Below are 23,389 nucleotides of genomic sequence, written 5' to 3'. Positions count from 1 at the left end.
CCGCCGGCCGGCCGGCGGCGGACGGCCGCCCGTCGGCACACCGGGTGCCGCCCGCCCGTCAGCACATCGGGTACCGGCCCTCCGGCCAGGCGACCGCGTGCCCGGACGCCAGGCACAAGTCGTCGGCCACCTCGGTGATCACCGCGCGGCCCTCGGTCGCCACCAGCCAGGACGGCGGAAGGTGTACGTCCCCGTGGCGTGCGCCGAGCAGGTTGCCGCAGACCGCTCCCGTGGAGTCGCTGTCGCCCGAGTGGTTGACCGAGAGCAGCAGCGCCCCGGCCACCTGATCGGCGCCGGGCAGCACCAGAGCGCAGTACACGGCGATGGCGAGGGCCTCCTCGGCGACCCAGCCCGCCCCCAGGGTCTCCACCTTCTCGCTGGTCGGCGCACCCTCAGCGGCCAGGTCGACGGCGGCCCGCAGCGCCTTCGCCGTCTCCTCGTGCCCCGGGTGGCGGCGCAGCAGCTCCATCGCCCTCAGCACGGCGCCCGCCATCGAGTCGCCCTCCAGGAGGTGCGCGACGATCGCGGCGAGGGCCCCGGCCGCGTACGCGCCGGTCGGATGGCCGTGGGTAATCTGCGCGCACCAGTACGCGAGCCGGAAGCTCTCCTCGGCGTCCTGGCCCACCAGCCCGAAGGGGGCGGACCGCATCACCGTGCCGCACCCCTTCGACCCGGTGTTGACGGGGCCGGGCTCGCCGAGCCGGTGCGTCGGCTCGGGGACGTGGCCGGTGGCGAGCCCGGTCAGGCAGGCGTTGCCCGGGGCCCGGCGCGCGTACAGCCAGGGCTGCTGCCGGAGCCAGCCGGTCCGGATCGGGTTGTCACCGCCCGCGGCGGGCGGCGCGGGATGGTTCTGGGTGTCCAGCCAGCGCAGGTAGGCGTTGCGTACGAGTGCGGTCTCGGCCCCGCCGATCCCCTTCGACGCCGCGCGGGCGTGGGCCCTGATCAGCGCTTCGGCCGTGAACAGGGTCATCTGCGTATCGTCCGTGACCCGTCCGGCGACCCCTTCCTCGTCCGGGACGAGCCCGTGTACGCCGTGCTCACCGTGCGCGCGACGGATGCCGGCCAGGGACAGGAACTCCACCGGGTTTCCCAGCGCGTCCCCGATCGCCCCGCCCAGCAGGCAGCCCCGCACCCTCGAACTGCGGCCGGTGCGGTCCTCCCACGATGTGCCGTTCACGCGCGATCTCCTCAGTCCGACGTCGACATGTCCCAAAACACCGTCGCGGGTCCATCCTGGTAGGAGAGGCGATCGCCATGCGTACCGGCAATGAACCGACGACTGCCCGCAGTCCACTGCGGCTGCGGCTCTGGCTGAGTCTATGGGGGCTGGCCTGGGCCGTCTTCGGCCTGGCGGCCTTCACGCTGACCGACCGGCCGGGCTGGGCCGCCGCCTGCGGACTGCTGCTCCTGCTGGTCCTGGTGGATCTGACGGTGATCGTGCACCACATCCACCAGGGCCCGCACTACCAGCCCGGCCGCGACATCCCGCCGTACGAACCCGACCACGGCGGGCGTGGCAGGTACGGGCACTGAACCGGGCCGGGCGGGCGCGTACCCGCCCGGCACCGTCGTCTCAGTCCTGGGCCGGGAAGCGGGCCGCCTTCAGGTACTCCGGGTTCGGGTCGAGCGCGGCGGCCAGCCGGAAGTGGCGGGCGGCCCGGTCGGTGCGGCCGGCGCGCTCGAAGGTGCGGGCCAGCGCGAAGTGCGCGAAGGCGTTGTCCGGTTCGCGCTCCAGGACGAGTTCGAATTCGAGCTCGGCGGGGCGCAGCTGGGCAGCGGCGAAGAACGCGCGGGCGCGCAGCAGCCGGGCCGCGGTGTTCTCCGGATGGGCCGCGATCACCGCGTCGAGCAGTTTCACCGCACCACGGGGGTCGCGCGCGGCCAGCAGTTGTTCGGCCGCGCGGAAATCGATGACGTCGGTCTCCGGGGTCCTCTCGGGCACGTTCTCGTCCTTCCCTTCGTCACCGGGTCCTCGACTCGTCACCAGGTCCGCGACTCGTCACCGGGTCCGCGACTCGTCACCGGGTCCTCAACGTCCGGGCGCGGTCCGCTATTCCGGTCCTGGCCGGTGCCGCGGCCAGTGCCGTGGCCGGGCCGCGGGCACCCACTCGGTCCGCCGGTGCCGGGGTCAGCCGGACCCGGCGGCCCGCCCGGTCAGCTCCGACCAGACCTTGCGGACCTGCGGCTCCAGGTTCTCCAGCGGTCCGTCGTTGTCGATGATCAGATCCGCCACGGCCCGCCGCTGCTCCCGGGTGGCCTGGGCGGTCATCCGGGCGCGGGCCTCGGCCTCGGTCATGCCGCGCAGCCGTACGAGCCGGTCGAGCTGGGTGTCGGGGCTCGCGTCCACGACGACGACCAGGTCGTAGAGCGGCGCCAGGCCGTTCTCGGTAAGGAGCGGGACGTCGTGGACGACGACCGAGTCGGCGCCCGCGGCCCGCTCCAGTTCGGCGGAGCGGGCGCCGACCAGGGGGTGGACGATCGCGTTGAGGGTGGCGAGCCGGTCCGCGTCGGAGAAGACGATCGAGCCGAGCTTCGGCCGGTCCAGGGCGCCGTCGGCGGTGAGGATGCCGTCGCCGAACGCGTCGACGACGGCCGCGAGCCCGGGTGTCCCCGGCTCGACGACCTCACGGGCGATCCGGTCCGCGTCGATCAGCACGGCTCCATATCCGACGAGCAGCCGTGACACTTCACTCTTGCCGGCGCCGATCCCACCGGTCAGGCCCACTTTCAGCATGCCCTGCAGCCTAGGGCCTGTCCGGCGGCGGCGGTCAGGCGTCCCCCTCGCGCTCTGCGAGGAACCGCTCGAATTCGAGGCCGATCTCGTCGGCGGACGGCAGGTCCACCGGCTCGGCGACCAGGTTGCCCCGGGTCTCGGATCCGGCGACCGCGTCGTACTGGTGCTCAAGGCCCTCGACGAGCGAGACGAGCTCCTCGTCGCCCTGGTCGATCTGGCGGTCGATCTCGGTCTGGGTGCGGTGCGCCTCGGTGCGCAGCGCATGGGCGACGCTCGGCAGGACCAGGCCGGTCGCGGCGGTGATCGCCTCCAGGGCGGTGAGGGCCGCGTCCGGGTACGCGGAGCGGGCGACGTAGTGCGGCACATGGGCGGCGACACCGAGGACGTCGTGTCCGGCCTCCATGAGCCGGTACTCCACCAGGGCCTCGGCGGAGCCGGGCACCTGTGCCTCGTCGAAGGGGCTGCGGTGGCCGGGCATGAGGTCCGTGCGGTTGCCGTGCGGGGTGATGCCGACGGGGCGGGTGTGCGGAACGCCCATCGGGATCCCGTGGAAGTTCACCGCGAGGCGGACGCCGAGGCGCTCGACGATCTGCTCGACGGCGCCGGCGAAGCGCTCCCACTCCACGTCGGGCTCGGGCCCGGACAGCAGCAGGAAGGGTGCCCCGGTGGCGTCCTGCACGACCCTGACGTCGAGCGTCGGGGTCTCGTAGGCGGCCCAGCGGTCACGCCGGAAGGTCAGCAGCGGACGCCGCGCCCGGTAGTCGACGAGACGGTCGTGGTCGAAACTGGCCACGACCTGGTGCGGCAGCGTTTCGAGCAGGCCGTCCACGATCTGCTCGCCGGTCTCGCCCGCGTCGATGTATCCGTCGAAGTGGTAGAGCATGACCAGGCCGGCCGACTCCTGCGCGAGCGCCATGTCGACGACGGCCAGGCCCTTCGGCTCCCATTCGTACAAACTCTGCGGATCAGGCACGGTTACCGCTCCTCCTCGTGTTCCTGGAGAAGAACGTCCGGCAGGGCACATGCATTCCCGGACTGTGCCCCTTCACCGGCCGGTTCATGCCGGATCCGACGCGAGAACCCGGGCGCGGCTCCCGAGGCGGATACCCGTGACGGGCGTCCGCCTTCCCCTGGAGACACAGGCGTTGGAGTTCATGTCGATGAACACCGCGACGAGAAAGCCGAGTTCACGACCGGTCCGGGGCCGCCGGACCCACGCGCGGGCAGGGCATGGACCGTCAGTTTCCCGTGCGCCACACAGGCGTTCCCCTGTTCACCCGGCCTCATCGGCCCGCCGCGTGAAGCATTGGTCCAGACATTGACACCGTCGCACCCCGTCCCTACCGTCACTGGGCAGAGCGTTCAGAGACTCGCCCCACATTCATGTACGAGAACCTGAATCCTGCGACGGGAAGGCACCCCCATGCGCATGCGCACCCGCACCCTCCTCCCGGCCCTGCTGGCCACCGCGCTCGCCGCCGGCGGCCTCGCCCTCGCCTCCGCCACCACGGCCGGCGCGGCAACGGTCATCGACGTGAGCACCACCGCCCAGCTCAAGTCCGCCCTCACCGCCGCCGCCCCCGGCGACACCATCCGGCTCGCCGACGGCACGTACACCGGCAACTTCAAGGCGACCGTACCCGGCACCGCCTCCGCCCGGATCACCCTCACGGGCTCGGCCGAGGCGGTCCTCACGGCAGGCGGGGGCTACGGCCTGCACCTCGACGGGGCCTCCTACTGGACCGTCGAGGGCATCACCGTCACCGGCGGCCAGAAGGGCATCATGGCCGACACCGCCACGGGGGTCGTCATCGACTCGGTGACCGTGCACGACCTGGACATGGAGGGCGTCCACTTCCGCAGGTCCAGCAGGAACGGCGTCATCAAGAACTCGCGGATCCACGACACCGGGCACGACGGCCGCGGCATGGGCGAGGGCGTCTACGTCGGCACGGCCGGCGATCTCTCCGACCGGAGCGACGGGGTGCAGATCCTGAACAACACGATCGGCCCGGGGGTCGGCGGCGAGAACGTCGACATCAAGGAGGGCACCACCGGGGCGAGGATCATCGGCAACACCTTCGACGGCAGCGGGCTGACCGGCGCCAACTACGACGACTCCTGGGTCGACGTGAAGGGCAATGACGTACTCGTCGAGGGCAACAGGGGTTCCCGTACGACCAACAACGGCTACGAGACCCACACCCAGCAGAGCGGCTGGGGCTGCGGCACCGTCTTCCGCGACAACACCTCGGACCTGACCGGCGCCAAGGGGGACAAGCAGCTCGCGATCAACGTCACCAACTACGGCACGGGCTGCCCGACCACCGTCCACAGCAGCAACACGGTGACCGGCGGCAAGGGACTGACCAACATCGCCGTCACTCCGTAACGCCGGGAAAACGAGAACCGCCTTCGGAAACGAGTGAGGCCCGCTCCCCCCGGGGGGAGCGGGCCTCACTTTTCAGCTACTGCGGTCGATCATCGACCGGAGGGGGTGCAGAGCGTCAGCTCTGGCCGCCCGCCAGCTTCTCGCGCAGGGCAGCCAGGGCCTCGTCCGACGCCAGGGCGCCGGAGTTGTCCGCGGACTCCGAGGAGTACGAGCCGCCACCGCTGCCGCCGGAGGCAGCCGGGGCGCCACCGGCCGGGGCGGCAGCGCCCTCGGCAGCAGCGGCCTCGTCGGCCTCGCGGGACTTGATGACCTGGGCCTGGTGCTGCTCGAAGCGCTGCTGCGCCTCGGCGTACTGCGTCTCCCACGCCTCGCGCTGGGTCTCGTAGCCCTCGAGCCAGTCGTTGGTCTCGGGGTCGAAGCCCTCGGGGTAGATGTAGTTGCCCTGGTCGTCGTAGGACGCGGCCATGCCGTACAGGGTCGGGTCGAACTCGACCGAGGCCGGGTCGGCGCCGAAGGACTCGTTGGCCTGCTTCAGCGAGAGGCTGATGCGACGGCGCTCCAGGTCGATGTCGATGACCTTGACGAAGATCTCGTCGTTGACCTGGACGACCTGCTCCGGGATCTCCACGTGGCGCTCGGCCAGCTCGGAGATGTGGACCAGGCCCTCGATGCCCTCGTCGACGCGCACGAACGCACCGAACGGAACGAGCTTGGTGACCTTACCGGGAACGACCTGCCCGATCTGGTGCGTGCGGGCGAACTGCTGCCACGGGTCTTCCTGCGTCGCCTTGAGCGACAGGGAGACGCGCTCGCGGTCCATGTCGACGTCGAGAACCTCGACGGTGACTTCCTGGCCGACCTCGACAACCTCGGAGGGGTGGTCGATGTGCTTCCAGGACAGCTCGGAGACGTGCACGAGACCGTCGACGCCGCCGAGGTCCACGAACGCACCGAAGTTGACGATCGAGGAGACGACGCCGGAGCGGACCTGGCCCTTCTGCAGGGTCGTGAGGAACGTCTGGCGAACCTCGGACTGGGTCTGCTCCAGCCAGGCACGGCGGGACAGGACCACGTTGTTGCGGTTCTTGTCCAGCTCGATGATCTTGGCCTCGAGCTCCTTGCCCACGTAGGGCTGGAGGTCGCGGACACGGCGCATCTCGACGAGGGAGGCCGGCAGGAAGCCACGGAGGCCGATGTCGAGGATGAGACCACCCTTGACGACCTCGATGACGGTACCGGTGACGATGCCGTCCTCTTCCTTGATCTTCTCGATCGTGCCCCAGGCACGCTCGTACTGAGCGCGCTTCTTGGACAGGATGAGGCGGCCTTCCTTGTCCTCCTTCTGGAGAACCAGGGCCTCGATCTCGTCGCCGACCTTGACGACCTCGTTCGGGTCGACGTCGTGCTTGATCGAAAGCTCGCGGGAGGGGATGACGCCTTCGGTCTTGTAACCGATGTCGAGCAGGACCTCGTCCCGGTCGACCTTCACGATGACGCCGTCGACGATGTCGCCGTCGTTGAAGTACTTGATCGTCTCGTCGATCGCGGCGAGGAAGGCTTCCTCGTTACCGATGTCGTTGACCGCTACCTGCGGGGTGGTGGCGGTGGTCTCGGTGCTGCTCGTCATGTGGGAAAGGGCTCCGGTACGGACAGTGAGTCGTAGGTACTGCTACGCCGGGAGCCCGTATCACCTCTGCAGAAGCCGGACAGCTCGGGAAGCACCGAACCCGCTGGACGGGAGGCGCCTCGTGAACCGAGGGGACATACAACAGATGCGAGCGCGGCCTGCTAGGTCTGAGGCGCGCAGGCTCGCAGCGCAACTTGTAGCATACGGGGGCAGCCGGGCACGGTCAATGCGCGAAGGCGCACACCGGGGGCGCAACGGCTCATATCCGGCACAACTCATGTTCCCCGAGGCCAGATCGGCCCCGGAGACATTCCATGGGCACGGGAGCCGTACCCACAGATACCCCCAGGTACGTACCGCGTGCGGCGGGGTGAAGGCAAACTACAACGACGGACACGATGAGCCAAGAGATCTACCCGGCCGAACCCGAGGCGACGCGCCGCGACGCCTCACAGGCCGAGAGCAGCCGGGCCAGTCGCGGCTGGTGGGACCGGAACGCCGACGAGTACCAGAGCGACCACGGCGCCTTCCTCGGCGACGACCGGTTCGTCTGGGGTCCGGAGGGGCTCGACGAGGCGGAGGCCGCTCTGCTGGGCCCCGCCGGGTCGCTGCGCGGCCTGAGGGTCCTGGAGATCGGCGCGGGCGCCGCGCAGTGCTCCCGCTGGCTCGCCGCCCAGGGCGCCCGCCCGGTGGCGCTGGACCTCTCGCACCGGCAGTTGCAGCACGCACTGCGGATCGGCGGTGAGGTGCCCCTGGTGGAGGCGGACGCCGGGGCGCTGCCGTTCCGGGACGGCTCCTTCGACCTGGCGTGCTCCGCCTACGGCGCGGTGCCCTTCGTCGCCGACCCCGTGCAGGTCTTCCGCGAGGTGCGCCGGGTGCTGCGCCCCGGGGGCCGCTGGGTCTTCTCGGTGACGCACCCGGTCCGCTGGGCGTTCCCGGACGAGCCGGGACCCGAGGGCCTCTCCGTCGCCGCCTCCTACTTCGACCGCACTCCCTACGTGGAGCAGGACGAGCGGGGCGAGGCCGTGTACGTCGAGCACCACCGGACGCTGGGCGACCGGGTGCGGGACGTGGTGGCCGGGGGCTTCCGGCTGGTCGACCTCGTCGAACCCGAGTGGCCCGCCTGGAACCACCAGGAGTGGGGCGGCTGGTCCCCGCTGCGCGGAAACCTCATCCCCGGCACGGCGATCTTCGTCTGCGAACGGGACTGACCGGTACCCGTACCGGGGTACGGGCAGGGGGACGGGCCGTACGAGACTGGGGGGCGTGATCCGTACCGACGCCCTGGACCAGTTGCCCGTACGCACCGCTGTGCCCGCCCTGGAGCGGGCGCTCGACGACCGCGGCGTCGCGGTGCTGTGCGCACCGCCCGGCACCGGCAAGACGACCCTCGTACCACTGGTCCTGGCCGGTCTGGCCGGCGGCGGTCCGGTGCGCCGGGTGGTGGTCGCGGAGCCGCGGCGGATCGCGGCACGGGCGGCGGCGCGGCGGATGGCGTGGCTCATCGGGGAGCGGGCCGGCGGCCGGGTGGGGTTCACGGTCCGCGGGGAGCGGGTGGTGGGGCGCGACACGGTGGTGGAGGTGGTGACCACCGGTGTGCTGCTCCAGCGGCTCCAGCGCGACCAGGAGCTGGCCGGGGTCGACGCGGTGATCATCGACGAGTGCCATGAGCGCCATCTGGACGCGGACACGGTCGCCGCGTTCCTGCTCGACGTACGGGAGGCGATCCGGCCCGATCTGCGGCTGGTCGCCGCGTCCGCGACGACGGACGCGCAGGGCTGGGCACGGCTGCTGGGCGATGCCCCGGTGGTCGAGGCGCAGGGGGTCTCGCATCCGGTGGAGGTGGTCTGGGCGCCGCCCGCCGCTCCGGTGCGTCCGCCGCACGGGACGAGGGTCGATCCGGCGCTGCTGACGCATGTGGCCGCGACGGTGCGCCGGGCGCTCGCCGAGCGGGACGGCGACGTGCTGTGCTTCCTGCCGGGCGTCGGTGAGATCGGCCGGGTCGCGGGGCAGCTGGCCGGGGTGGCCGCCGAGGTGTTCCAGGTGCACGGGCGGGCTCCGGCGGCGGTGCAGGACGCGGTGCTGGCCGGGTCGTCCGGCGGGACGCGGCGGGTGGTGCTGGCGACCTCGGTGGCGGAATCGTCCCTCACGGTGCCGGGGGTGCGGGTCGTGGTCGACTCGGGACTGGCCAGGGAACCGCGCACCGATCACGCCCGGGGGCTGAGCGCGCTGACGACGGTACGGGCCTCGCAGGCGGCCGGACGACAGCGGGCGGGCCGGGCCGGACGGGAGGCGCCCGGGGCGGTGTACCGGTGCTGGGCGCAGGCGGAGGACGGGCGGCTCGCCCGGTTCCCGTCCCCGGAGATCAAGGTCGCGGACCTGGCGGCGTTCGCGTTGCAGGCGGCGTGCTGGGGCGATCCGGACGCCTCCGGTCTGGCGCTGCTCGACCCGCCGCCCGCAGGTGCGATGGGCGCGGCGCGCGAGGTGCTGACGGCGGTCGGCGCGGTGGACGCGGAGGGCCGGGTGACCGGCCGGGGCGTACGGATGTCCCGTCTCGGCCTGCATCCGCGGCTGGCGCGGGCGCTGCTGGACGGCGCAGCCGAGGTCGGCGGGCGACGGGCTGCCGAGGTCGTGGCGCTGCTGAGCGAGGAACCGCCGAGGGAGTACGGGGACGATCTGGCGGCCGCGCTGCGTGCCGCCCGGCGGGGCGGGGACGGGTACGCGGCGCGCTGGCGGCAGGAGGTGCGGCGGCTGTCCTCCTTCGTCGAGGGCAGAGACGAAGGTTCCGGGCCGGACGACGCGGCCGTGGGCCTGGTGGCCGCGCTGGCGTTCCCGGAGCGGGTGGCGCGGGCCCGGGGCGAGGGGGCGTTCCTGATGGTGTCGGGGACGGGCGCGCAGCTGCGGGACGGTTCGGGGCTGCGCAGCGCGCCGTGGCTGGCGGTCGCGGTCGCCGACCGGCCCGCGCACTCGGCGTCCGCGCGGGTGCGGCTCGCGGCCGTCGTCGACGAGGACACGGCACGGGTGGCCGCCGGGCATCTGCGGTTCGCGGGCGAGGAGGTCCACTGGGCGGGCGGCGACGTGGTGGCCCGCCGGGTGGAGCGGCTGGGCGCCGTCGAGCTGTCGGTGCGCCCGCTGAAGCAGCCGGCACCGGAGCTGGTGCGGGGGGCGCTGGTCGAGGGGCTGCGGCGGGAGGGGCTGGGGCTGCTGCGCTGGACGCGGGAGAGCGAGCAGTTGCGGGAGCGGCTCGCGTTCCTCCACCGTGAGCTGGGCGAACCCTGGCCGGACGTGTCGCGGGACGCGCTGCTGGAACGTACCGGCCAGTGGCTGGAGCCCGAGCTGTCGCGGGCCCGGCGGCGCTCCGATCTGGCGCGCATCGACGCGGGGCAGTCGTTGCGGCGGCTGCTGCCGTGGGCGACCGGCGAGGCGGTGCGGCTGGACGAGTTGGCGCCGGAGCGGATCGAGGTGCCGAGCGGTTCCCGTATCAGGGTGGAGTACGGCGGGGCGCAGCCGGTGCTCGCGGTGAAGCTCCAGGAGCTGTTCGGCCTGCGGGAGACCCCGCGGGTGGCCGGGGTGCCGGTCCTGGTCCATCTCCTCTCCCCGGCCGGCCGGCCCGCCGCCGTCACCGCCGATCTGGCGTCGTTCTGGCGGGACGGCTACCGGGCCGTACGGGCGGAGCTGCGCGGCCGCTATCCGAAGCACCCGTGGCCGGAGGACCCCACGACGGTGGAGGCGACCCGGTTCACGAAGAGGGCCCGGCAGTAGGCGGCGCGGGCGACGCCGCGAAGCCTGCCGACGGGCCGTCCGCAGCCCGGCTCAGGCGGGGGCAGGAGTAGGGGCGGGGTCCGGTGTCGGGTCCGGGCGGCGGGAGCGGGCCTCCAGCCACAGGGAGAGGGCGAGCAGTGCGGCGCCGAGGACCAGGAAGCCCCAGGGCAGGTACGAGGTGAGGAGCAGGACCAGCAGGCGCTGGGACTTGACCAGGTCGACGATCGATTCGACGTAGTCCGGGCGCATCTTCACGTGCCCGGCGAACACGGTCATGGTGTCCTGCGGCATCCCCATCTTCCTGGCGTTGCGCAGCTCCTCCTTGTGGATCTCCTCGCCGTTGACCGGCGCTCCGGTGACCGGGTCGATCCAGAACATCCGCTTGGTGGTGTACCAGCGGGTCATGCCCGTCTTCGCGATCTGTTCCGGGGTGACGCCCTTGATCGGCATCTTCTTCGGCATCGGGACCTTGGTCCACGGGATGGTCTGCTCGAAGTAGTAGACGTCCATGCCGTGGAAGGTGCGGGTGCCCTTGTAGTGGATGGGCGAGCTGGTGCGGGTCTGGGCGTCGAAGTACTCGTAGTCGCGCTTCTCGGTGAGGAAGGGCCACTTGAACTCGATGCCCTCGCGCCGGACCGGGTCGCCGTCGACGGATTCGCCGGTGGCGTGGACGGGGGCCTGGCTGTGGGCGTCGAAGATGTAGCGCTCGGGGATCTGGGAGACCATCTTGCCGTCCGGGCCGGCCACGAAGCTGAGGGCGTCCCAGACGACGACGTCGCGTCCGGCGCTGCGCTCGATCCTCTCGGACTCCTCGACGTTGCCCTTGAGGGTCTGCACGATGGTGACCTTGGGGACCGTCTTCACCTTCATGTTGTCGTTGTAGTCGAGGAGGGTGGCGGGCTTCGCCTCCAGCACCGTCTCCTGGTACTGGCTGGGCGGGATCTTCGCCAGCCTGGGAAAGGCGTACCAGCGCATCAGTGGCGACATGGCGGCGAAGAAGACGGCGAATGCCAGGAGTACGAGGCTGGCTCGGCGGCGCATGTGGGTGCCCTCCCTCGGCTTCGGTTGCTTCCGGTGGTCAGTGCCGGTGAGGGGCACTAGTTCTTGGGGCCCGGGATGGTGGTCAGCAGGGGTTCGGGCGAGGTCTCTCCGGGTGGGGCGCCGATCGCCGAGATGGTGAAGACGAGCGCGAGGGCTGCGGCCAGCCCGATGGCGGCGGCGACGAGAGCACGCATGCCGGTCCTCCCGGAGAACATGGATCTGATGGGTCGTCAGGGTTCGGGCACCGTAGCAACGCGGGCGCGAGATGAGAACACGTAGAACAGCCCCTCTGCCGGGTGGTGGCGGAGGGGCTGCTGCGACGTGCGGAGGAACCGGGTCAGGCGGCGGGCGTCCCGGACGGTTCGGGCGTCTGGGAGGCGTCGGGCGTCCCGGAGGGGTCGGGCGTCGCCGAGGGCTCGGACGCCTCGACCTTCAGCTCGACGACGACCGTGGCGCCACCCTCGGTGGTGAGGCGCAGCTTGTAGGTGCCCGCGGTGCCGTCGGCGTAGATCCTGGGCAGCTTCAGGGTGCCGTCGGCGCCGGTCCTCAGCCCCGTGAGGGTACGGACCGTCTTGCCGTCGGCGTCCTTGAAGTAGGGGCCCTTGTCGTTCTCGGCCGGCTTCTCGGCGTCGGTGATCATGGTGGCGGTGACGGTGACCCCGGACGCGATCTCGCCCTTGTAGGTGGCCTTGACCTCGACGGTGTCGGCGAACTCGGCACCGGGCGCCGCGGTCAGCGCCTTGTCCTCGGTCCTGGCGATCGCGTCGGCCTGGCGGGCGGTGACGGTCGCGGCGTAGGTGACGGGGGGCAGCGAGCGGCCGGTGGCGGTGGCCCGCACCGTGAACTTCCCGGCCTTCTCGCCCGCCTTCAGCACCGGGGCGGTGACCGTTCCGTCGGCGCCGGTCCGCAGGGTGACCGCCTTGTTCCCGCCGTCGAAGGCGGCGTCGGTGTCACCGGCGACGGTGAAGGTCACGGACACCTTGGCGAGCGGGCCGCCGAGGCTGTTCTTGGCCCGTACCTTGATCCGCTCGGTGAAGGCGTCGCCCGCGGTGGCCGCGAGTGTGCCCGTACCGGCGTTCTCCACGGCCGCGAGGGTCTCGGACGGTGTGGGCTCCGGGGTCGGGTCGGGCGATCCGCCGCCACCCGGCTTCGAGGGGCCGGGGCTCGGCGTCGGCTTTCCGCCGCCGGACGGCGAGGGCGACGGGCTCGGGCTGCCGGTGTCGCGGTCCGCACCCGAGCCGAGACCGGGCGGCACGGCGCCGGTTCCGTCGGGGATCTCGTGGGTGCCGCGCTTGTAGTAGTCGAACCACGAGCGGACGGTACGCAGATACGCGTCCGAGTGGTTGTAGCTCAGGACCGCCCGGTCGAGGTCCGCGGCGAGGGACAGATCGCGGGAGCCGGCGCAGAGGTATCGTCCGGCGGCGAGCGCCGCATCGTAGATGTTGTTGGGGTCCTTGCGGCCGTCGCCGTTGCCGTCCTGGCCCCAGGTCGCCCAGGTGGACGGGATGAACTGCATCGGGCCGACGGCACGGTCGTGGGTCGAGTCCCCGTCGTACGCCCCGTTGTCGGTGTCCTTGATCATGGCGAAGCCCCGGCCGTCGAGGACCGGGCCGAGGATCGGCGAGAACGTGGTGCCGTTCGCGTCGACCCGGCCGCCGCGGGCCTGGCCGGACTCGACCTTGCCGATCGCGGCGAGCAGCTGCCAGGGCAGCCGGCAGGCGGCATCGCTGCCGGCGACGGTCTGCTCGGCCTTCTTGTACGCGGCCAGGATCGAGGCCGGGATGCCGGATTCGGCGCTGCCGGTGACGGGCAGATTCGTGGACGTGCCGGGCTTGTTGGGGGTGTTCAGCGGGGGCAGGTCCGTGTAGTACGGCGAGTTGCCGGTGGCCGCGCTGTCGTCGGGCGGAGGTGTCGACCCGGTGGTCTGCGGGTCGTCGCTCCCGGTGACCAGCGTGGCGCCCGGGGCTCCCGAGGCGGAGAGCGCCGCCACGGCGACGGCGGCCACAGCGGTGGTGGTCGCCCCCTTGCGAAGCCGGCGACCGAATTGCGCTGCCATACCTCAGGCCCCTCCCCTTCGAGAAAGTCCCCGCTCCCCAGCGACAGGACTCAGGCGACCCTACGGCAACTTGTGCCACCGGGACACTGTGCACTGACCGGTTCTTACCTGTTTTTCACGTTCCCGACAGCAAGTTGTACGGCGGCGGACGGCCGGGGCACGACAGGTCTCGGCGCACGGGCCGGGGCGCAGCGGCCCTCGGGCGGACGCTCGGAGCACGACAGGCCACGGCGGACGCTCCGGGCACGGCAGGCCACCGTGGCTCGCGCATACTTGCCGCCATGCCGTTCACACTGAGTCATGCCGCCGCCGTGCTGCCCGGGATGCGGCGGGACGGGACGGCGCGTGGGCCGCTGTTCGCCTCGGCCCTCGTCGCGGGTTCGTTCGCCCCCGACATGACGTACTACGCGGACACCGCGATCCCCGGCGCCATGGAGTTCGGCCAGGTCACCCACTCCGTGGGAGGCGTGTTCACCGTCGATGTGCTGATCACCGCGGCGGTGGTGGCGTTGTGGCTGCTGCTGCGCGAACCGCTGGTGGCGCTGCTGCCCGGCAGTTGGCAGGGGCGCGTCCACGCGTTCGTACGGGGACGGCCCGCGACCCCGGGGGTCCGGGCGGCCGCGGGGTTCGTGGTGTCGGCGGTGATCGGGGCCGCCACCCATGTCGTCTGGGACGCCTTCACCCATCACGACCGGTGGGGTGTGCGCCTGGTGCCGGTGCTCGACGGGAGCGTCGGCGGATTCCCGGTGTTCCAGCTGGTGCAGTACGGCAGTTCGGCGGTGGCCCTGGCGGTGCTCGCCCGGTTCACGGCTTCGGGGCTGCGCGGGACCGGGGCCCGCCCGGCGCCGCCGTCGGTGCCGGTGCTGGACCGGCGGGGCCGGTGGGCGGCGGGGGTGCTGCTGAGCGTCTGCCTGCTGCTCGGCGTCGTCCACCGGTGCGCGCGCTGGTACGCGTACTTCGGGCACATCGACACCCCGCTGGACATCATCCCGACCGCCTGCTTCGGCGCCGGGGCGGGGCTGGCGGTGGGTCTGGTGCTGTACGGGGCATGGATGCGGCTGCGGATACGGCGACCGCGCCGGGCCGAACCCGCGGTCGCCGGACGGACCTGACCCGGACACCGGACGGGCGGGGGCAGCGTGGCCACCCGCCCGTCCGGCGCCCTCGGAGGGTCAGTGCGCCGCGGACTCCCAGTCCGTACCGACGCCCACCGAGACATCCAGCGGGGCGCGCAACTGCACGGCCGTGGACATCTCGTGGCGCAGGATCTCCTCCACCCGCGCCCGCTCGCCCCCGGCGATCTCCAGCACGATTTCGTCATGGACCTGGAGCAGCATCCGGGACTTCAGCTTCGCCTCGGTCAGCGCCCGGTCGACCTGGAGCATGGCGACCTTGACGATGTCCGCGGCCGTGCCCTGGATCGGTGCGTTGAGCGCCATCCGCTCGGCCATCTCGCGACGCTGGCGGTTGTCGCTGTTGAGGTCGGGGAGGTAACGGCGGCGGCCGAAGACCGTCTCCGTGTATCCCGTGGCCCTGGCCTCCTCCACCACCCGGTGCAGATAGTCACGCACTCCGCCGAACCGCTCGAAGTAGGTGTCCATCAGGCCGCGCGCCTCGCCCGCCTCGATGTTCAGCTGCTGGGAGAGGCCGAACGCGGAGAGCCCGTACGCCAGTCCGTAGCTCATGGCCTTGATCTTGCGGCGCATCTCCGGGTCGACGGCCGACTTGTCGACGTCGAAGACCTGCGAGGCGACCGTGGTGTGCAGGTCCTCGCCGGAGGTGAACGCCTCGATCAGGCCGGCGTCCTCGGAGAGGTGGGCCATCACCCGCAGCTCGATCTGGCTGTAGTCGGCCGTCATCAGCGTCTCGAAGCCCTCGCCGACGACGAAACCGCGGCGGATGGCCCGGCCCTCGTCCGTACGGACCGGGATGTTCTGCAGGTTGGGGTCGGTGGAGGAGAGCCGGCCCGTCGCCGCCACCGTCTGGTTGAACGTGGTGTGGATACGGCCGTCCGCCGCGATCGTCTTGATCAGGCCCTCGACCGTGACCCGCAGCTTGGCCTGCTCACGGTGGCGCAGCATGATCACCGGCAGCTCGTGCTCGGTCTGCGCGGCGAGCCAGGCCAGCGCGTCGGCGTCCGTGGTGTACCCGGTCTTCGTCTTCTTCGTCTTCGGCAGGCCCAGCTCACCGAAGAGGACCTCCTGGAGCTGCTTGGGCGAGCCGAGGTTGAACTCACGGCCGACCGCGGCATGAGCCTCCTTCACCGCCTGCTGCACCGCACCGGCGAACTGCTGCTCCATGCCTTCCAGATGGGCCCGGTCCGCGGCGATGCCGTGCCGCTCCAGACGGGCCAGCAGCGCGGACGTCGGCAGCTCCATGTCGTGCAGCAGCCCGGCCGCGCCGACCTCCGCGAGCCGTGCGGTGAACGCGTCGCCCAGGTCCAGGACCGCGCGGGCCTGCGCCATCAGGGACTCGGCCTCGGCCTGGTCGTCCGCGCCGAAGGCCAGCTGCCCGTCGGACGCCGCCGCGGGAGCCAGCTCACGGCCCAGGTACTCCACCGCCAGCGCGTCCAGCGCGAAGGAACGACGACCGGGCTTGACCAGATAGGCGGCCAGCGCGGTGTCCATCGTGACGCCCTCGACCTGCCAGCCGTGCTCCGGGAAGACCCGCATCGCGCTCTTCGCGTTGTGCATGACCTTGGGCCGGTCCGCGTCACCGATCCACGCGGCGAACGCCCGCTCGTCGGCCTCGTCGAGCGCGGTCGGGTCGAACCAGGCCGCCGCCCCGCCCGCCGCCGCCAGCGCGACCTCGGTGACCGCGCCACTGCCCACCGCCCAGGTGTCGACCGTGGCCACACCCAGCGGCTGCCCGCCGTGCTCCGCGAGCCACGGCGCGAGCTCGCCCGCGCCCAGCACCGCACCGTCCAGCTCGACGCCCGCGGCAGGCGCCGGCGCCTCGTCCTCGGCCGCGCCCGGGTCGACGGCCAGCAGCCGCTCGCGCAGGCTCGGATTACGGATCTCCAGGACGTCCAGCACACCCGTGACCGCCGTGCGGTCGTACGGGGCACGCTCCAGGTCCTGCGGGGTCTTCGGCAACTCCACGTCACGGACCATCTCGGTCAGCCTGCGGTTCAGCCGCACCGCGTCCAGGTGGTCCCGGAAATTCTGCCCGGCCTTGCCCTTGACCTCCTCGGCCCGCTCGACCAGCTCGGCGAACGAACCGAACTGGTTGATCCACTTCGCGGCGGTCTTCTCCCCCACGCCGGGAATGCCCGGGAGGTTGTCCGACGGGTCACCGCGCAGCGCCGCGAAGTCCGGATACTGCTGCGGCGTGAGCCCGTACTTCTCCTCGACCTTCGCCGGGGTGAACCGCGTCAGCTCCGAGACGCCCTTCGTCGGGTACAGCACCGTGATGTTGTCCGTGATCAGCTGGAACGAATCCCGGTCACCGGTGACGATCAGCACCTCGAAGCCGGCCGCCTCGGCCTGCGTGGCCAGCGTGGCGATGACGTCGTCCGCCTCGAAGCCGTCGACCGCGAAACGGTCCGCGTGCATCGCGTCCAGCAGCTCGCCGATCAGCTCGACCTGCCCCCTGAACTCGTCCGGCGTCTTCGAACGGTTCGCCTTGTACTCGGGGAACTCCTGCGAGCGCCAGGTCTTGCGGGAGACGTCGAACGCCACCGCGAAATGCGTCGGCGCCTCGTCACGCAACGTGTTCGCGAGCATCGACGCGAAGCCGTACACCGCGTTCGTCGGCTGCCCCGACCCTGTCGTGAAATTCTCCGCAGGCAGCGCAAAGAACGCCCGGTACGCCAGGGAGTGCCCGTCCATCAGGAGCAGGCGCGGTCGGTTGTCTGCCGTCTTCTTCGATGCCGTCTCAGCCACGCCCCCGATCCTGCCACGGACCACTGACATTCCCGACCGACCCGGCACGCCCGCTCCCCGTCGGAGCCACGTGTCAGTGCCGCGTGACAGGATCGGAAAAGGAACACCGGCAGCTCAAAGGGGAGCACGCAATGGCCACCAAGCCGCCCACAGGAGATCCGGTCCAGGACGCGCCGCGGGTCGAGCCGGCCCAGCACGCCGCCGCCGGGCTGCCCGCCGTCGCCCACAGCCTGCTCGTCGCACAACAGCAGATGGGCGTGCGGCGCACCGCGCAGACCCTCCTCAAGGTCAACCAGAAGAACGGCTTCGACTGCCCCGGCTGCGCCTGGCCCGAAGGCGACGAACGGCACACGGCGGAATTCTGCGAGAACGGCGCCAAGGCCGTCGCCGAGGAAGCGACCCTGCGCCGGGTGACCCCCGACTTCTTCGCCACGCACCCCGTCGCCGACCTCGCCACCCGCAGCGGATACTGGCTGGGCCAGCAGGGCCGGATCACCCAGCCCATGTACCTCCCCGAGGGCGCCGACCGGTACGAGGCGGTGACCTGGGAACGCGCCTTCGACATCATCGCCGAGGAGCTGCGCGCGCTCGGCTCCCCCGACGAGGCCCTCTTCTACACCTCGGGCCGCACCAGCAACGAGGCCGCGTTCCTGCTCCAGCTGTTCGCCCGCGAATTCGGCACCAACAACCTCCCCGACTGCTCCAACATGTGCCACGAGTCCTCCGGCTCCGCACTGACGGAGACCATAGGCATCGGCAAGGGCAGCGTCTCCCTGGCAGACCTCCACCAGGCGGACCTGATCATCGTCGCCGGACAGAACCCCGGCACGAACCACCCCCGGATGCTCTCCGCCCTGGAGAAGGCCAAATCGGCCGGAGCGAAGATCATCTCGGTGAACCCGCTCCCCGAAGCCGGCCTGGAGCGGTTCAAGAACCCGCAGACCCCGCTCGGCATGATCAAGGGCGCCGCGCTCAACGACCTCTTCCTCCAGATCCGGATAGGCGGCGACCAGGCCCTCTTCCGGCTCCTCAACAAAATGATCCTGGACACCGACGGCGCCGTCGACGAGACCTTCGTCCGGGAGCACACCCACGGTTACGAGGAGTTCGCCGCCGCCGCCCGCGAGGCCGGCTGGGAAGAGACCCTCACCGCCACCGGCCTCGACCGCCCGGCCATCGAAGAGGCCCTGGCCATGGTCCTCGCCTCGAAGCGCACCATCGTCTGCTGGGCCATGGGCCTCACCCAGCACAAGCACTCCGTGCCGACCATCCGCGAGGTCGTCAACTTCCTGCTCCTGAGGGGCAACATCGGCCGCCCCGGCGCCGGGGTCTGCCCGGTCCGCGGCCACTCCAACGTGCAGGGCGACCGCACCATGGGCATCTTCGAACGCCCCGCCCCCGCCTTCCTCGACGCCCTCGACGCGGAATTCCAGATCACCTCGCCGCGCCACCACGGCTACGACGTCGTCCGCTCCATCCAGGCCCTGCGCGACGGCGACGCCAAGGTCTTCTTCGCCATGGGCGGCAACTTCGTCGCGGCCACCCCCGACACCGACGTCACCGAGGCCGCGATGCGCCGCGCCCGCCTCACCGTCCACGTCTCCACCAAGCTCAACCGCTCGCACGCCGTCACCGGCACCCGCGCCCTGATCCTGCCGACGCTCGGCCGCACCGACAAGGACGTCCAGGCGAGCGGCAAGCAGTTCGTCACCGTCGAGGACTCCATGAGCATGGTCCACGCCTCACGCGGCAACCTCACCCCCGCCAGTCCCCACCTGCTCTCCGAACCCGCCATCGTCGCCCGCCTCGCACGCGCCGTCCTCGGCCCCGGATCCCGCACCCCCTGGGAAGAGTTCGAGAAGGACTACGCGACGATCCGCGACCGCATCTCCCGCGTCGTCCCCGGCTTCGAGGACTTCAACACCCGCGTCGCGCACCCCGGCGGCTTCACCCTCCCGCACGCCCCCCGCGACGAGCGCCGCTTCCCCACCGCCACCGGCAAGGCCAACTTCACCGCCGCCCCCGTCGAATACCCCGAACTCCCCCAAGGCAGGCTGCTGCTGCAGACCCTGCGCTCCCACGACCAGTACAACACCACCGTCTACGGCCTCGACGACCGCTACCGCGGCATCAAGGGCGGCCGCCGCGTCGTCCTGGTCAACCCCCACGACGCCCACACCCTCGGCCTGCCCGACGGCGCGTACACCGACCTCGTCAGCGAGTGGAAGGACGGCGTGGAACGCCGGGCCCCCGGCTTCCGCGTCGTGCACTACCCCACCGCCCGGGGCTGCGCCGCCGCCTACTACCCCGAGACCAATGTGCTGGTCCCCCTCGGTTCCACCGCCGACACCAGCAACACCCCGGCCAGCAAGTCCGTCGTCGTCCGCTTCGAGAACACCACCGCGTGACCGAACCCGAGTGACCGACCACACAGCCCCTAAGCGTCCGCTCAGTCGTCTGATAAGAACGGTGCACACAGCAATGAAGCAGTGAACCATCGCAGACGATCGGAGCCGGACCCATGGGCGAGCACACCGCACCCAAGTTCCCCCAGGAGATCATCGACGAGTACGCCGCCCTCGGCGTCGACCTGCCCGCGCTCTTCTCCGCCGGCCACCTCGGCGAACGCATGGGCGTCACCATCGTCGAAGCCTCCGCGGACCGCGTCGTGGGCACCATGCCCGTCGAGGGCAACACCCAGCCCTACGGACTGCTGCACGGCGGCGCCTCCGCCGTACTCGCCGAGACCCTCGGCTCCGTCGGCTCCATGCTCCACGGCGGCGCCGGCAAAGTCGCCGTCGGCGTCGACCTGAACTGCACCCACCACCGCGGCGTACGCAGCGGACTCGTCACCGGCGTCGCCACCCCCGTGCACCGCGGCCGCTCCACCGCCACCTACGAGATCGTCATCACCGACGAACAGGACAAGCGGGTCTGCACCGCACGCCTGACCTGCCTGCTCCGCGACACCCCCCGCCCCGACGCCGCCTGACAGGCCGGAACACACCGCACAACACCCCACGACACCACTGCCCGGCCGGAACACAATCCGGCCGGGCAGTGCCATACCCACCCACAACCACCGCCACAACAAACCCAGTTGGCGACCGAACACGCCAACACCCTTGACCGGCACCCGCGTTGTGTGGCCCACTCAGCACCCCACATACACCACACCGCGTCGATCACATCACCGCCGATGTGACACTGCGTAATCACCGCCCGGTCCACGGACCCCCCGACGCGACCCCGCACACCCGGCCGCACAGCCGCCGGGCACCTCGCCATGCCCGCGCGCACCACACCCCTCCCCACCTCGCGCGACAGCAGCAAGATCGCCTCAAGCCCCTTAGCAGAGCTGCGCGTTCTCAGCATGCGGTCACTTCACCGTCCGGTAAAAAGCCGTACATGTCCGCACAGCCACCTCAAGCCTTCCTCAACGGCATAACAAGACAGTCACATCCTGCGGCGGACCCATCCCGGACCCCCACACCTGCGCCTAGAGTCACCGCCAGTCACCGCGCCGCCGGGCACGTCTGCAGCACGGCCCTCTACCACCCAGTACGGCCCGGCGAACGTCACGGCACCTCAAGCAGAGGAGGCCGCGCCAGGGAAAGGACCTTTCGTGCGACACCGTTCTTTGCTCATACTCACCACCGTGCTCACGACCGGAGCACTCACCCTCACCGCCTGCGGATCGCGCGACGACAGCAAGAAGAGCAGCGGCGACGGCGACACCCAGACCGTCGTCATCGGCGTCGACGCCCCGATCACCGGTGACCTGTCCGCCCTCGGCCTCGGCATCAAGAACTCCGCCGACCTCGCCGCCAAGACGGCCAACAAGGAAAACACCGTCCCGGGCATCAAATTCGAGGTCAAGCCGCTCGACGACCAGGCGCAGCCCTCCGTGGGCCAGCAGAACGCCCAGAAGTTCATCGACGACGAAACCGTCGTCGGCGTCGTCGGCCCGCTGAACTCCGGCGTCTCCCAGTCGATGCAGAAGCCGCTCAACGACGCCAACCTCACCCAGGTCTCCCCCGCCAACACCGGCACCGAGCTCACCCAGGGCGAGAACTGGAAGACCGGCGACAAGAAGCGCCCCTACAAGACCTACTTCCGCACCGCCACCACGGACCAGATCCAGGGCGCCTTCGCCGCGAAGTACCTCTTCAACAACGCGAAGGTCAAGAAGGTCTACCTCATCGACGACCAGAAGCCCTACGGCGCCGGTCTCGCCGCATCCTTCAAGAACACCTTCACCACCCTCGGCGGCAAGATCGTCGGCTCCGACCACGTCAACCCCGACGACCGCGACTTCAACGCCGTCGTCACCCAGGTCAAGAAGTCCGGCGCCAAGGCCGTCTACTACGGCGGCGAATACCCCGCCGGCGCACCCCTGAGCCAGCAGCTCAAGGACAGCGTCCAGATCCCCCTCATGGGCGGCGACGGCATGTACAGCGCCGACTTCATCAAGCTGAACAAGAAGGCCCAGGGCGACATCGCCACCTCCGTCGGCAAGCCCGTCGAGGAGCTCGACTCGGCCAAGAAGTTCATCGCCGACTACAAGAACGCCGGATACAAGGACGCCTACGAGGCCTACGGCGGCGGCACCTACGACGCCACCTGGTCGATCATCGAAGCCGTCAAGATCGCCGTCGCCGACAACGGCGGCAAGCTCCCCACCGGCGACGACACCCGCACCAAGGTCCTCGCGGCCATGGCCAAGGTCAAGTTCGACGGCGTCACCGGCCCCGTCTCCTTCGACGAATACGGCGACACCACCAACACCATGATGACCGCCTACCAGGTCGACGGCGGCAAGTGGACCTCCAAGCTCAGCGAGGCCTACAAGCCGTAACAAGCTCCCCGGGCCACGCCTGACCCACCCCAGACCGCGCGGGAGCGCCACCAGCGCCCCCGCGCGGTGCCATATCCGAACCACTCCACGGAGGCCCTGCGGTGAACGAACTGCCGCAACAGCTGGCCAATGGACTCATCCTCGGCGCGATGTACGGACTCATCGCGATCGGCTACACGATGGTCTACGGAATCATCCAGCTCATCAACTTCGCCCACGGCGAGATCTTCATGATCGGAGGCTTCGGAGCTCTCACCGTGTACCTCTGGATGCCGGCCGGCGTCTCCCTCCTCGCGATCATCCCCCTCATGATCATCGGCGGCGTCATATGCTCCGTCGCCGTCAGCGCAGCCGCCGAACGCTTCGCCTACCGGCCCCTGCGCACCGCCCCACGACTGGCCCCGCTCATCACCGCGATCGGACTCTCCCTCGCACTCCAGCAGGCCATCTGGAAGTGGTACCCCGACGCCAAGAAGGACCGCTCCTTCCCCCAGTTCAAGGGCGAAGCGATCGACATCTTCGGCGCCCACATCCAGCGCGGCGACCTCTTCGTCCTCATCACGGCACCCATCTGCATGCTCGCCCTCGGGCTCTTCGTCTCCAAGACCCGCTCCGGCCGCGGCATGCAGGCCACCAGCCAGGACCCCGACACCGCCAAGCTCATGGGCATCAACACCGACCGCATCATCGTCATGGCCTTCGCCATCGGTGCCGCGTTCGCCGCCGTCGCCGCCGTCGCCTACGGGCTCAAGAACGGCCAGATCGGCTTCAAAATGGGCTTCATCATGGGCCTCAAAGCCTTCACCGCAGCCGTACTCGGCGGCATCGGCAACATCTACGGCGCCATGCTCGGCGGCGTCGTACTCGGCATCGCCGAATCCCTCGCCACCGGCTACATGAGCAACGTCCCCGGCATGGAACTCTTCGGCGGCGGCGCCTGGAAGGACGTATGGGCCTTCGTCCTCCTCATCATCGTCCTGCTGCTCCGCCCCCAGGGCCTGCTCGGCGAACGCGTCGCGGATCGGGCGTGATACG

18 protein-coding genes are annotated in these 23,389 nt (G+C 70.9%); 9 read left to right on the top strand and 9 right to left on the bottom strand.

What is annotated here, in order from left to right:
* Positions 1-58: 58 nt before the first annotated feature.
* Complete coding sequence (locus ACFYY1_RS05040; protein WP_388580918.1) at positions 59-1,177, bottom strand: ADP-ribosylglycohydrolase family protein; 1,119 nt, start codon at positions 1,175-1,177, stop codon at positions 59-61.
* A 77-nt stretch (positions 1,178-1,254) separates the two neighbouring features.
* On the opposite strand from ACFYY1_RS05040, the gene ACFYY1_RS05035 reads away from it, so the two are divergent.
* A complete protein-coding gene (locus ACFYY1_RS05035) occupies positions 1,255-1,533 on the top strand; it encodes a DUF6343 family protein (protein WP_388580916.1) in 279 nt (92 codons plus the stop codon).
* Positions 1,534-1,573: 40 nt separating this feature from the next.
* Here the strand turns inward: ACFYY1_RS05035 and ACFYY1_RS05030 are convergent, their stop codons facing one another.
* From ACFYY1_RS05030 to ACFYY1_RS05020, 3 genes are all read right to left on the bottom strand, one after another.
* Positions 1,574-1,942, bottom strand: a complete 369-nt coding sequence (locus tag ACFYY1_RS05030; RefSeq protein ID WP_388580914.1) for a tetratricopeptide repeat protein — start codon at positions 1,940-1,942, stop codon at positions 1,574-1,576.
* Positions 1,943-2,128: 186 nt separating this feature from the next.
* Positions 2,129-2,734, bottom strand: coding sequence for a dephospho-CoA kinase (gene coaE, locus ACFYY1_RS05025; RefSeq protein WP_388580912.1), 606 nt, complete (start codon positions 2,732-2,734; stop codon positions 2,129-2,131).
* A gap of 34 nt (positions 2,735-2,768) precedes the next feature.
* Positions 2,769-3,707, bottom strand: a complete 939-nt coding sequence (locus ACFYY1_RS05020; RefSeq protein WP_388580910.1) for a PAC2 family protein — start codon at positions 3,705-3,707, stop codon at positions 2,769-2,771.
* Between the two features lie 456 nt (positions 3,708-4,163).
* Here ACFYY1_RS05020 and ACFYY1_RS05015 point away from each other — a divergent pair, with 456 nt between their 5' ends.
* Positions 4,164-5,126: a right-handed parallel beta-helix repeat-containing protein gene (locus ACFYY1_RS05015; protein ID WP_388580907.1), complete on the top strand. Its 963-nt coding sequence runs from the start codon at positions 4,164-4,166 to the stop codon at positions 5,124-5,126.
* 115 nt (positions 5,127-5,241) lie between these two features.
* Here the strand turns inward: ACFYY1_RS05015 and rpsA are convergent, their stop codons facing one another.
* The gene (gene rpsA / locus ACFYY1_RS05010) at positions 5,242-6,753 is read right to left on the bottom strand and encodes a 30S ribosomal protein S1 (protein ID WP_072483117.1); all 1,512 of its coding nucleotides are present in this window, start codon (positions 6,751-6,753) and stop codon (positions 5,242-5,244) included.
* 398 nt (positions 6,754-7,151) lie between these two features.
* Between rpsA and ACFYY1_RS05005 the strand changes: the two genes are divergently transcribed.
* Positions 7,152-7,964, top strand: a complete 813-nt coding sequence (locus tag ACFYY1_RS05005) for a class I SAM-dependent methyltransferase (RefSeq protein ID WP_388580904.1) — start codon at positions 7,152-7,154, stop codon at positions 7,962-7,964.
* 55 nt (positions 7,965-8,019) lie between these two features.
* Positions 8,020-10,515, top strand: a complete 2,496-nt coding sequence (hrpB, locus tag ACFYY1_RS05000) for an ATP-dependent helicase HrpB (RefSeq protein ID WP_388580901.1) — start codon at positions 8,020-8,022, stop codon at positions 10,513-10,515.
* 51 nt (positions 10,516-10,566) lie between these two features.
* Here hrpB and ACFYY1_RS04995 read toward each other — a convergent pair whose 3' ends face one another.
* The 3 genes from ACFYY1_RS04995 to ACFYY1_RS04985 all read right to left on the bottom strand — a co-directional run bounded on the left by ACFYY1_RS04995 (position 10,567) and on the right by ACFYY1_RS04985 (position 13,612).
* Complete coding sequence (locus tag ACFYY1_RS04995) at positions 10,567-11,556, bottom strand: DUF3068 domain-containing protein (RefSeq protein ID WP_388580898.1); 990 nt, start codon at positions 11,554-11,556, stop codon at positions 10,567-10,569.
* Positions 11,557-11,612: 56 nt separating this feature from the next.
* A complete protein-coding gene (locus ACFYY1_RS04990; protein WP_388580896.1) occupies positions 11,613-11,750 on the bottom strand; it encodes an SPW_0924 family protein in 138 nt (45 codons plus the stop codon).
* 143 nt (positions 11,751-11,893) lie between these two features.
* Positions 11,894-13,612, bottom strand: a complete 1,719-nt coding sequence (locus ACFYY1_RS04985; protein ID WP_388580893.1) for a lytic murein transglycosylase — start codon at positions 13,610-13,612, stop codon at positions 11,894-11,896.
* Positions 13,613-13,893: 281 nt separating this feature from the next.
* Here ACFYY1_RS04985 and ACFYY1_RS04980 point away from each other — a divergent pair, with 281 nt between their 5' ends.
* Positions 13,894-14,724, top strand: coding sequence for a DUF4184 family protein (locus ACFYY1_RS04980; protein WP_388580890.1), 831 nt, complete (start codon positions 13,894-13,896; stop codon positions 14,722-14,724).
* Between the two features lie 60 nt (positions 14,725-14,784).
* On the opposite strand, the gene polA is transcribed toward ACFYY1_RS04980, so the two are convergent.
* Complete coding sequence (polA, locus tag ACFYY1_RS04975) at positions 14,785-17,496, bottom strand: DNA polymerase I (protein WP_388580888.1); 2,712 nt, start codon at positions 17,494-17,496, stop codon at positions 14,785-14,787.
* A gap of 131 nt (positions 17,497-17,627) precedes the next feature.
* On the opposite strand from polA, the gene ACFYY1_RS04970 reads away from it, so the two are divergent.
* From ACFYY1_RS04970 to ACFYY1_RS04955, 4 genes are all read left to right on the top strand, one after another.
* Complete coding sequence (locus ACFYY1_RS04970; RefSeq protein WP_388580885.1) at positions 17,628-19,904, top strand: FdhF/YdeP family oxidoreductase; 2,277 nt, start codon at positions 17,628-17,630, stop codon at positions 19,902-19,904.
* A gap of 113 nt (positions 19,905-20,017) precedes the next feature.
* The gene (locus ACFYY1_RS04965; protein ID WP_388580882.1) at positions 20,018-20,488 is read left to right on the top strand and encodes a PaaI family thioesterase; all 471 of its coding nucleotides are present in this window, start codon (positions 20,018-20,020) and stop codon (positions 20,486-20,488) included.
* Positions 20,489-21,136: 648 nt separating this feature from the next.
* Positions 21,137-22,354: a branched-chain amino acid ABC transporter substrate-binding protein gene (locus tag ACFYY1_RS04960; RefSeq protein ID WP_388581521.1), complete on the top strand. Its 1,218-nt coding sequence runs from the start codon at positions 21,137-21,139 to the stop codon at positions 22,352-22,354.
* A 101-nt stretch (positions 22,355-22,455) separates the two neighbouring features.
* Positions 22,456-23,385: a branched-chain amino acid ABC transporter permease gene (locus ACFYY1_RS04955; protein ID WP_358946747.1), complete on the top strand. Its 930-nt coding sequence runs from the start codon at positions 22,456-22,458 to the stop codon at positions 23,383-23,385.
* The last annotated feature ends 4 nt before the right edge of the window (positions 23,386-23,389 follow it).

Source organism: Streptomyces sp. NPDC001890 (genome assembly GCF_042891445.1).
Taxonomy (GTDB): Bacteria; Actinomycetota; Actinomycetes; order Streptomycetales; family Streptomycetaceae; genus Streptomyces.
Note: the sequence above shows the minus strand (reverse complement) of the source record. Positions and strands in the feature narration are given on the sequence as shown.